The organism is Microcoleus sp. Pol12A5 (assembly GCF_036701435.1).
In the GTDB taxonomy this organism is placed as follows: domain Bacteria; phylum Cyanobacteriota; class Cyanobacteriia; order Cyanobacteriales; family Microcoleaceae; genus Microcoleus.
The window spans coordinates 1-11,210 of record NZ_JAUBQU010000157.1; the positions used below are offsets into that span (position 1 = coordinate 1).

At 45.4% G+C, this 11,210-nt stretch carries 9 protein-coding genes and 1 pseudogene; 9 read left to right on the forward strand and 1 reads right to left on the reverse strand.

Annotated features, from left to right (window positions below; translation table 11 throughout):
* The 9 genes and pseudogenes from QUA45_RS25670 to QUA45_RS25710 form a co-directional block, all read left to right on the forward strand.
* Positions 1–473, forward strand: a pseudogene (locus tag QUA45_RS25670) (ATP-binding cassette domain-containing protein); the annotation flags it as partial.
* A 40-nt stretch (positions 474–513) separates the two neighbouring features.
* On the forward strand, positions 514–1,314 hold the full coding sequence (locus QUA45_RS25675) for an ABC transporter permease (RefSeq protein WP_333094578.1): 801 nt from the start codon (positions 514–516) through the stop codon (positions 1,312–1,314).
* Between the two features lie 150 nt (positions 1,315–1,464).
* Positions 1,465–2,367, forward strand: a complete 903-nt coding sequence (locus QUA45_RS25680) for an Rpn family recombination-promoting nuclease/putative transposase (RefSeq protein WP_333094577.1) — start codon at positions 1,465–1,467, stop codon at positions 2,365–2,367.
* An 80-nt stretch (positions 2,368–2,447) separates the two neighbouring features.
* Positions 2,448–4,436: a Gldg family protein gene (locus tag QUA45_RS25685; RefSeq protein ID WP_333222575.1), complete on the forward strand. Its 1,989-nt coding sequence runs from the start codon at positions 2,448–2,450 to the stop codon at positions 4,434–4,436.
* Positions 4,437–4,689: 253 nt separating this feature from the next.
* A complete protein-coding gene (locus tag QUA45_RS25690) occupies positions 4,690–5,328 on the forward strand; it encodes a DUF4340 domain-containing protein (protein ID WP_333094575.1) in 639 nt (212 codons plus the stop codon).
* Between the two features lie 256 nt (positions 5,329–5,584).
* Complete coding sequence (locus tag QUA45_RS25695) at positions 5,585–6,715, forward strand: ABC transporter ATP-binding protein (RefSeq protein ID WP_333094573.1); 1,131 nt, start codon at positions 5,585–5,587, stop codon at positions 6,713–6,715.
* 173 nt (positions 6,716–6,888) lie between these two features.
* A complete protein-coding gene (locus tag QUA45_RS25700; RefSeq protein WP_333094572.1) occupies positions 6,889–8,019 on the forward strand; it encodes a spermidine/putrescine ABC transporter substrate-binding protein in 1,131 nt (376 codons plus the stop codon).
* A gap of 144 nt (positions 8,020–8,163) precedes the next feature.
* The gene (locus QUA45_RS25705; RefSeq protein ID WP_333094571.1) at positions 8,164–9,075 is read left to right on the forward strand and encodes an ABC transporter permease; all 912 of its coding nucleotides are present in this window, start codon (positions 8,164–8,166) and stop codon (positions 9,073–9,075) included.
* A gap of 69 nt (positions 9,076–9,144) precedes the next feature.
* Entirely contained in the window at positions 9,145–9,990 is an 846-nt protein-coding gene (locus QUA45_RS25710; protein WP_333094570.1) for an ABC transporter permease, read from the forward strand.
* 422 nt (positions 9,991–10,412) lie between these two features.
* On the opposite strand, the gene QUA45_RS25715 is transcribed toward QUA45_RS25710, so the two are convergent.
* Complete coding sequence (locus QUA45_RS25715) at positions 10,413–11,195, reverse strand: sulfotransferase family 2 domain-containing protein (RefSeq protein ID WP_333222577.1); 783 nt, start codon at positions 11,193–11,195, stop codon at positions 10,413–10,415.
* Positions 11,196–11,210: the final 15 nt, after the last annotated feature.

Here is an 11,210-nt window from a genome sequence, read left to right on the forward strand (position 1 = left end):
ACCTGATTTTAGATACACCAAGGTCGATCGAGCCTTCTCAACCAGAACCCGAACTGATTTTAGATACACCAAAGTCGATCGAGCCTTCTCAACCAGAACCGATTGTCGAAAATCAGCTCATTGTTCAAATGGTAGAGCCGATCGAGCCTTCTCAACCAGAACCCGACCTGATTTTAGATACACCAAGGTCGATCGAGCCTTCTCAACCAGAACCCGAACTGATTTTAGATACACCAAAGTCGCTAGAACATTCTCAACCAGAACCCGAACTGATTTTAGATGCGCCTAAGTCGCTAGAACATTCTCAACCAGAATCCGAACCTGTTGTAAAAAATCGACCACTCAAAAAAAAGCCACAACCGAGTAGCGATTCTCGACCACAACAGCAACCAGTTAGCAAAAAGCGACAAATAGAAAGAAAAAAACAGGATAGCGACGGCAGCGAAACACCATCTGCCGGCGACTCAGAATGAACCAATTACCAAGGGCCAATTACCCATTCCCAATTCCTAAATGTTAGTAATGATTAGTAATATTGTCGCAATTTACCGGAAAGAACTACAAAGCTATTTTGCATCGCCATTAGCCTATGCCATCGCAGCAGTCTTTTGGCTAATCACCGGCTACTTTTTAATAGCCATCCTCCTCGCTCCCGACGGGTTAATTCCCCAAATCGGCCAGCGAGACCAAATGGGAATTACCGAACCTCCCATCGACGTAGCCTACGAATTTCTGCAACTATTTCTGCGAATCATGGGTTCCCTTTCATTGTTCGTACTACCCGTACTCTCAATGGGACTTTACGCAGAAGAACGCAAACGTGGAACCTTAGAACTATTAGCAACATCGCCCTTAACAAACTGGGCAGTTGCTACCGGCAAACTCCTCGGTGTTTTAACATTTTATACCACCATGTTGGTGCCCCTGCTGTTCTGCGAGGCGATCGCCCTCAGTTCATCAACCCCACCCGTACCCCCCGGAGTTCTTCTGCTAGGACACGGCGGCTTAATCTTACTAGCTGCAGGAGTATTGTCCCTCGGAATGTTTATTTCCTCCCTCACCGACAGCACAATTTTATCCGCCATCCTCACCTTCACTCTAGTATTATTTCTGTGGGTGATCGATGCAGCCGCCGTCGCTATCGGTGGCTCCTTCGGAACGGCATTAGGACATTTGTCGCTGCTAACAAATTACACCAATCTTGTCAAGGGAGTTTTCGATACCAGCAGTTTAATTATGTTTGCCAGTTACATCATTTTAGGAGTATTTCTGACCGCGCAATCCATAGATGCCTTGCGATATCAGCGTTCTTAAAAACATGGGGGAAGGCCTCGCAAAATAAAGAGGAAAGAGTGGCAAAGTAAAAATTTTGGAGAGTTGCACATTAAAGGAGACACCACCAATTCCCAATGCCCCATTCCCAATCCCCAATTAATGTTAGTTATTCCACTAATTACTTGAAAAATGAGATTTATCAATCCAAAAATCGACTTTGCGTTCAAAAAAATATTCGGTTCCAGCGACAGCAAAGACATCCTGATTAATTTTTTAAACGCCATCCTTTATGAAGCACAGCCTGTCATCGAAGACTTAGAAATAATCAACTCCCAACCAGAAAATCAAACTCTCGGAGTCCAAGACACACACCTAGATGTAAAAGCCATAATTAACGGTGGCAGAATCGCCCTAGTTGAAATTCAACTCCTCAACGTGCCTTCCTTCGGCAATAGAGTTTTGTACAACGCTGCCAAAAGCTACAGCCAGCAATTAACAGGAAAAGAACGCTACGAAAGACTAAAAACAGTAATTTCTTTAAAAATTGCCGACTTTGAAATGTTTGAAAATCAGCCAGAATTTATGTCGCGGTTTGTTTTCCAAGAAAAAGAGCAACAGTTTGACTATCCCGATACTGAAATAGAATTAGTATTTATCGAACTGCCCAAATTTAGCAAGGAATTAGCAGCATTAGAAACAACCGCTGACCAATGGATTTACTTTCTCGAAAATACCAGCACTCTGGAGACAGTACCAGAAACATTGAGGGCTGTACCAGAAATTGAGAAAGCTTTTAGCATTGCCAACGAGGACAACTTCACTCAGCAAGAATTAAATGAATTGCACAACCAAGAACTGTGGATTCAAGACCAGCAGATTGCCATAGATGTAGCAAGAGAACAGGTGACAAAAACCGCTCAACTCTCGTTAATATTGCGTCAGCTAGTGCGGCGCTTAGGCACAATACAACCGGAAACCGAAAACTGCATCCGTCAATTAGGTATACAGGAATTAGAAGAACTAGGAGATGCCGTGCTGGATTTCAATAAACCGTCAGATTTAACAGCATGGTTGCAGGCTAATTCGATATAGAATAACATCCTCGATCCGGAAATTTTTCCCTCAATATTTACCTTATGAAAATTAGCAAAACAAATTGGAAATACGTTTTTTTGCTGGGTCCCCTCCTCATCGCAGCGGGGGTAACAGCAGCACTTGTATCTGGAGTATGGGACCCCCTGACAGTCGGTTTAGTTATTGCCGGAGCCGTGACGATCGCACTTTGGCTGCTATATTTGAGTTACGAACAAAGCTTTTGGGGGCAGCGTTCCACTCAAGCCAGCACCAACGCCCTGATTGCTACCCTCGCCGTCTTTGTGATACTCGGAGTAATTAACTTCATAGCCGTTCGCTATCCCGTCCGCATCGACTTAACCGAAAGCCAACAATTTACCCTTGCCCCGCAGACTCAACAAATACTCCGAAACCTGCAACAAACAGTCAAAGTTTGGGTATTTGACCCCATCCAAAACCCGCAAATAAAAGAATTGTTGCAAAGCTACAAACGCGAGGGAGGCGAAAAGTTCCAATTTGAGTTTGTTGACCCGCAGGCCCAACCGGGAAAAGCGCGGGAATTTAGTATTACTAGCATCGGAGAAGTTTACCTGCAATCCGGAGACAAAAAACAGGTACTGCAAAAAGGTGGCACTGCTTTTGGTAGCGACCCAAATCAAGGGCTTTCAGAGATAAAACTTACCAATGGCTTAGAAGAAATCCTGAGCACTCGCGTTGCTACAGTTTACTTTTTGCAAGGCAAAGGCGCCCGCCCGATAAAGGAAGGTCAAGGCGGAATTCAGCAAGCTGAAAAAGCTCTGAAAGATAAATACTACAACGCCCAAACGCTGAATTTGACCGAACGAAAAGAAGTGCCAGAAGATGCAGATGCTTTAATCGTTCCGGGGCAGGACAAACCGTTTTCCGATACAGAAATTAAAGCACTAAAAGCTTATCTCGATCGCGGCGGCAGTTTATTGTTAATGGTAGACCCGGCAACTGATACGGGATTGGACAAAATGCTGCAAGAATGGGGTGTCAAACTAGACACCCGTTTGGCCATCGATGCTTCGGGAACTGGTCAAAGATTTGGCCTGGGTCCCACGGTTCCCACAGTCAGGCGCTACGGCGAACATCCGATTACTCAAAGTTTTGGTACCGGCATTTCATTTTATCCGTTTGCGCGTGCTTTGGAAACATCGCCAGTAGAAGGGATAGAGGAAAAACCGCTGATTTGGACGAGTCAGGAAAGTTGGGCGGAAAGCGATTTGACTACTAAGAAATTGGAGTTCGATCAAAAGACCGATCGACAAGGCCCGCTATTATTAGGTGTAGCTTTAGTTCGATCGTCCACTGCCAGCACTCCCTTAAAGCCCTCACCTTCACCAACACCAACACCCGTCACGCCTTCACCCCAAGCATCGCCGACAACATCACCATCACCCATAACTGCACCATCACCGACAACATCACCATCACCCATAGATTCACCATCGCCGACAGATTCACCATCGCCGACACCTTCGCCATTGCCGACAGATTCACCATCGCCGACAACTTCCCCATCGCCGACAACTTCCCCATCACCGACAACATCACCATCGCCGACAACATCACCATCGCCGACAACTTCGCCAACAGCTTCCCCAATCAGCTATTCAGTGATTGTCTCGCAAGAAGCAACGCCTCCAGCATTACCGACGACTTCGCCAACACCGGCAGCATCTCCCACAGCATCTCCCACAGCATCGGCAGAAAGTTCGCCAACACCAACACCTGCAGCATCTCCCACAGCATCTCCCAGTCCAACCGCAACTCCTTCCGCGCCTTCAACTCCTAGAAAAACATCGCGAATGGTAATAATTGGCACATCTCAATTTGTTACTAACGGTTGGTTTGACCAACAACTCAATAGCGACGTGTTTCTCAATTCAGTCAGTTGGTTGAGTAAACCCGACCAGCAAAGCTTTTCTATCAGTCCGAAAAAAGCTACCAACCGCCGTATTAACATGACGACCATCCAAGTAGGATTGCTGGTGTTAGCTTGGCTAATTTGGCCTTTACTCGGACTGGGAATTGGTGGCGCTATCTGGTGGAAGAGAAGATAAGTTCGCCAACAAATTCTCTAAGGAATTTAACGGATTTATTTGCCTCTTTCTGGTTTTTTCACCTCTTAGCCATTACCAATTGCTAATTCCTAATTCCGCAAGGTGCGCGACCGGGCGCACCTTACCCATTGTCAATTCCTAATACTTCGGCTACGCGAGCGTACAAGTTCCTAATTCCTAACTTCCCTAGGGTGCGTCTCTTACCAATTCCCCATTCCCCATTCCCCATTACCATGCCGAATTCGCTGTTACTATGAAATTGCAGAAAAATACATTAGTATTGATAGCCGTCGCGCTGAGCATGACGGGGTTGGTTGCTTTGTTCGAGATGCAAGTGTCTCCGAAACAGGAAGCCGCTAAGGAAGAAAAACAGAAAATTTTTGCTTTTAAGTCCGATCGCGTACAATTCTTTACAGTCAAAACTCCCGACAAAATATTGACTTTTGAGCGAGTTTATGAAACAAAAGGAGGCAAGTCTAGCTGGGAAATGAAATTGCCAGTGCAAGCACACGCGAGTCAGGCATCGGTGGATTTTTTGCTCGACAGGCTGGCAACAGGAAAGAGCGATCGCACGATTAATATTACTGCTGCTCAACTGCCAGAATTCGGTCTCGACCAACCCCAAGCTACAGTCACAGTAAAACTGGACAACCAGGAAACTCACCGCCTAGTTTTAGGCAAAACAGACTTTAGCGGCCGCTTCTTGTACGCTCAAGCCAATCCGCCGGAAGCGCCCCCTCAAAATTCAGCCGAAAATTTGCCCGTGCTGCTAGTACCTTTTGACTTTAAAAATGCCACTCAGCGACCTTTGTCAGAGTGGAAAAAAGCAGAAGCACCCAAAACAGAGAAACCGCAAAAACCCTCTCCCACGCCAAGTCCTGAGAATCAATAGATGGCCGATCGATCGGAGATGTTGCACCATTCTCAATAAGCCTTTTATGAAGAGGCAAGATGCCTGTTCCACAAAGAGTGCATTTTCTTGTGGAACAGGCCCGAAAGCCTGTTGCTGACAATGGTGCGCTCTGGGATAGAATTTAAAGAACAAATCCCAAAACCTGTTACATCCAACATTCCTCACCTAAAATACAGACAAGTCTAAACTTAAACTGTATTTAAGTGGCGTGCATTACCCCCAGGAAAGGGCGAATATGTTTCAGACAGCACTCAACCAAGGTACGACAGCAACGGATACAGCGCTTGACGTTGAACTCCGCAAGGTCTTTAAGGTATTTAACGGCGAAACCGCAGTCCGCGGAGTTGACCTCAACATCCGCCGAGGAGAATTTTTTAGCATCCTCGGGCCCAGTGGCTGCGGCAAGACTACGACGCTGCGCTTAATCGCTGGGTTCGAGACTCCCTCAGCGGGCGAATTGATGATTCGGGGCCAGTCGATGACCAACACTCCAGCTTACCGCCGTCCGGTAAATACTGTTTTTCAAAGCTACGCTTTGTTCGGACACATGAATGTCTGGGACAATATAGCTTTTGGATTGCGGATCAAAAAGCTGGGGAAAGCAGAAATTGAAGAACGGGTACGGGAAGTTTTGCAATTGGTGAAAATGGAATCTTTCGCCAACAGGTTTCCCGGTCAAATGTCGGGCGGTCAGCAGCAGCGGGTGGCTTTGGCGAGAGCTCTGGTAAATCGACCGGCGGTTTTACTGCTGGACGAGCCGTTGGGTGCTCTGGATTTGAAGTTGCGGAAGCAGATGCAGTTGGAACTGTCGAATTTGCATCAAGAATTGGGTTTGACTTTTGTGATGGTGACTCACGACCAAGAAGAGGCGATGAGTCTGTCTGACCGGATTGCGGTGATGCACGAGGGGAGGATTGAGCAAATTGGCTCTCCTGAAGAAATTTATGAGTGCCCGCAGACGGCTTTTGTGGCCGATTTTATTGGCGATACGAATTTGTTTGGGGGTACGGTAGAATCGATCGACCGATCGACTATCACAGTTCGCACATCAGCCAATCTGAAAATAGTCGTTCAGCAGTCGGATATGTGGAGTGGCGTCACAGGCGACTCTGTGGTGGTCAGCGTCCGGCCCGAAAAAGTATATTTGAATCTCTACCAGCCGGAAGTGTCGGTCAACTGTTTTGAAGGGCGGCTCAAAAATACTATGTATATGGGGACGCACGTTCATTACGTGGTTGAGTTGGCGTCGGGCGATAAAATTACTGTACGCCAGCCAAATACCGGTGGCTCTTTCCCAGACCCGCACACGCCGATTTACGCTTATTGGGGAACTACTGATTGTCTCGCTTTGACCGATCGAGCCTAATTGGGAAACGAAGGAAGAAGGAAGAAGGAAGAAGGAAGAAGGAAGAGGGGGAGAATGGGAGAATTTCCCCATTACCAATGATTCCTTATTACAAATTCTCAAATCTAAAATCGAATTTCCCAATCCCCAATTCCCCAATCTAAAATCTAAAATCTAAAATCTAAAATCTAACTGTGCCTCCGACTAACTTACCAATTTCCAGGATTTTCCCGGCTAATTCTACACGCCGTCAGTTCCTAAAAAATTCGGCGGCCACAATTTCCGGTTTAGCTCTTTCGAGTTGTGGCTGGCGACTTGCAGACGTACAATCTGCTCCTCCCGTCAAAGGTGCGGCAGACAAACTTTTCATCTATACTTGGGCAGGCTATACCGATGAAGCTTTGCTCGATCGCTTTGCCGAAAAAACCGGCATTCGCGTAGTGGCCGACGTGTTTAGTTCCAACGAAGAGATGCTGGCGAGAGTTCAAGCCGGTGGCGCCCGCGCCTACAGTATCATTTACCCATCTGATTACATGGTGGTTCAAATGACGGAACTCGGGCTGTTGAGCCCATTAGACCATTCGGTTTTGGGCGGGCTCGATCGGCTAAAAAAACAGTTCCAAAACCCTGTCTATGACCCAGGAAACCGCTACAGCGTGCCTTTGAGTTGGGGAACCACAGGCTTGATTTACAACACCGAACAACTCAAAGAAGCTCCTGAAGATTGGGACTATTTGTGGCAGCACAAACAGGAGTTAGCAAAGCGAATGACGCTGGCGAGTGATGTTCGAGAAGTCATGGGCGCTGCGTTGCGGATGCTGGGCTATTCTCTGAATTCTACAAATCAAGAGCAAGTGAAACAAGCTTACCAAAAGTTGGTGGAACTCAAACCGGCGATCGCATCTTTTACTACTGATGCTTGGCGGCCTCAAATGCTGACGGGGGATTTGAAGGTAGCTATGTGTTATTCTTCTGATGCTAATGAAGTAATTTCAGATAACGATAAATTGAAGTATATCGTCCCCAAAAGCGGTTCTTCTCTGTGGACTGACACTTTAGTAATTCCTCAAGGTGCTCCCAATCCCGAAGCAGCTTATAAATGGATTAACTTTCTCCTGCAAGCCGATGTCGCTGCTTCTTTAGTAGAGCGCCTCAGTTTTTCAACTCCTTCGGAAGATGCTTTTAGTTTGTTGACGCCGGAAGTCCGCGAAAACGAGATTCTTTTCCCTTCGGAAGATATTTTGAAAAAGTGCGAAGGTGTGGCTCCTGTAGGGAAATTTATGGAAGTTTACGATCGCTATTGGACTCAATTAACCAGCGGCTAATCATCAAGCCGAGGGCGGGTTTTACACGCAATCTCTAATTATAACCCAATATTTACACAAACTCGCCCCCGCACAGCAGATCGCCCAGTCTATCCGTATTATATCCGCGTTAATCCGCGGTTAAAAACTCAAAAAAATTGATCTATGGCTGTTTCAACTAGAACTCCCCCTCCTATTCCTCCCAATTCTCCATTGAAGGCTGAAACTGTTTCCCCGTGGTCTGCTTGGGCGGGGCCACTGGCATTGTTGGGCCCTTCTGGCTTGTTGCTGCTTTTATTATTAGTCATACCAACCCTGGTGATTTTTCAGCTTAGTTTGGTGCCGAATATTAAGCCAGGAGATTTGGTGAATCCTTCGGGAATCGGCAATTACCTGCGAGTGTTTGAGCCGCTGAATTTGCAGGTGATGGGTCGATCGCTCTTTTTCGCCACGGGGACTACTATTCTGTGTTTGCTGCTGGGATTTCCCGTCGCTTACTGGATCGCCCTCAATGTCCCGAAAAAGTGGCGGAATTTAACTTTGTTAGGCTTTGTGTTGCCGCTGTGGACTTCTTCACTGTTGCGATCGTATGCTTGGATTACAATTCTGCGTCCTACAGGGGTTCTCAACTCGCTGCTGGCACTTGTAGGCATTCCTCCTCTGGAATTGCTTAATCAAAGTTCTGCAGTTTTAATCGGCATGGCTTACAGTTATTTGCCTTATATCGTGACAATTCTCTACGCTTCTTTGGAAAAGTTAGACCGCAGGTTGCTAGAAGCATCTCAGGATTTGGGCGCCAATCCAGTGGAAACTTTCTGGAAAGTGACAGTACCTCAGACGATGCCAGGAATTGCTGCGGGTTCTTTGCTAGTATTTATTAGCTGTTTGGGCGATTTTGTCGATCCGGAGTTGCTGGGTGGAGCTTCTAGTATGACGGCGGCTCGTTTAATTTACAATCAGTTTTTGGGGGCGACTCAAAATTGGGGGCTGGGTTCGGCTCTGAGTATGGTATTAATCTTTGTAGTGAGTATAGGAATTGCCCTTTTGCTGAAATATGGCGATCGTAATGCAATTTAAGTTAGTTGACTGTTAACTGTTGACTGTTCCATAACCAATTACTAATTACCAATTACCGATTACCGAGAAATGGAAAATACCGCCGACAATCCACAGGAGGAAATACAAGCCGATATGTACTTAAAACCTAAATTTAAGATTTCTTGGCAGGTAATATTTGCCGTTTTGATGTTTTTTTATATGTACCTGCCTATCCTGGTACTCACATTTTACAGCTTTAACAAATCGCGTTTTAGCGCCGGTTGGGAAGGATTTACTTTGGATTGGTACGTTAAATTATTTAGCGATACGCGGATTTTAGTTGCCCTGAGAAACAGTTTAACTGTTGCTGTTTGTGCAGTTGCAATCTCGGCTGTACTCGGCACTTTGATGGCGGTTGGTTTAGCCCGCTACCGCTTTCCTGGCAAGAGTTTATATCAGGGAGTTTCCTACTTGCCGATTATTATTCCAGATATTGCGACCGCAGTTGCTACTCTGGTATTTTTAGCTGCGCTGGCTATTCCTCTGAGTTTGTGGACAATAGTCGCCGCTCACATTGTGTTTTGTCTGGCTTACATCGCCCTAGCTGTTTCTACTAGATTGGCCGATTTAAACCCGTATTTAGAAGAGGCTGCCTTGGATTTGGGTGCAACGCCTGTTGAAGCTTTTATTCAGGTTTTGCTCCCTCAATTAATACCCGGAATTGTTTCAGGTTGTCTGTTGTCTTTTGTCCTCAGCATGGACGATTTTTTGATTGCGAGTTTTACCGCAGGTAGCGGGACTACAACTCTGCCGATGGAAATTTTTAGCCGGATTCGGACTGGGGTAAAACCTGATATTAATGCTCTCAGTGTGCTGTTGATAGTAGGTTCGGGAGGATTGGCATTTTTAGCGGAATATTTGCGCGGCAGGGGCGAGCAAAAACGGACTCATTAGTCCTTAGTCCTTAGTTCTTATTCCTTGGTGATTGGTTATTAGTCAATACGGTTAAGTTAGTGCTAAAAAAACAGATGGTGCGTAGTGCGTAGGTTGGGTTGAGGAACGAACCCTCCGTTTCACTCCGCCCAACATTTTCGCTACAATTTTCCTTAACTGAACCGTATTGGTCTATGAATAGACCGAATCAGGATTGTAGACCTTCTTCCCTGTTGATAAAAACGACGTTTATTTCGAGTTAACTTCATTAATTCTTGTACGAGTTCAGAATGTCGCTCGATATAATTTATCCACTGCTCTCCATCTAAGCTAACGCCAAATGTACTCTGTCTACGGTATCTTGCTCTTCCTGTGGGGGAGATATTTTACCATCTTGAATATCCTGTTTTGGATACTTGTCATGGCTCCACTCAGCAAAAATCTTAAGTGCTTAAAATTTTTTGTCGTTCCTCAAATAACTGTTTTGCAAACTGATAAAGCTCTATGTCTAGCAGATTTTGTTCGGCAATTAAATGTAAAGTTTGCTGATTAATATTAGAAGTTTTCGGTTTGTTTATCCCGACATTTTCTGCAACCATTTGAATTTGCGACCAACCCAGATGTCTGCTGAAAGTTCCTAAACTTTCAGCAAACCGCTCTTGAATGCCAAAAGTATAGTAGTGAAGTAGGTTGTGTTTAGCTTGTTCTAGCATATTACAGGAACAATGACCGTAAGGTACTTTCCAGCCAGCTCCCGATAGCATTCTCACCTGCAAATTATCAAATTCTATTGATTGTTTCCAAGAGATTAAACTTTCAAGGCTATGTTCCGTTCTGCCGAATACGTGGTAGTAAAAAGAGATGACTCGCTCTATTGGTTCGCGCAAGAGCGTGATATAATGAAAAGTATCGACAGGCAATAAATTATGAATTCCAAAAGGTTTATGTCCGCTAATGGCTCTCAGCTTCACCAAGCCATTAAAGTTTCGATCGTTTACGTCAGGAAGATACTGAAAATAACTTCTCAGTTCATTAAGTAATTCATCTGCATTTTTTGTCGTTACAGTTGGATCATCATAAAACATAAATACAGCATCTTTACCATACTGTTGCATGAGAATATGACGCAATGATGTTCCTGCTGTCTTCGGAATATGCGTAAAAATAATTAGGGCTTGCTGAATAATTGATCGCTTTTTGGCGATCGGGAGTGATCGATTATTCAACCAGAGTTAAAGATG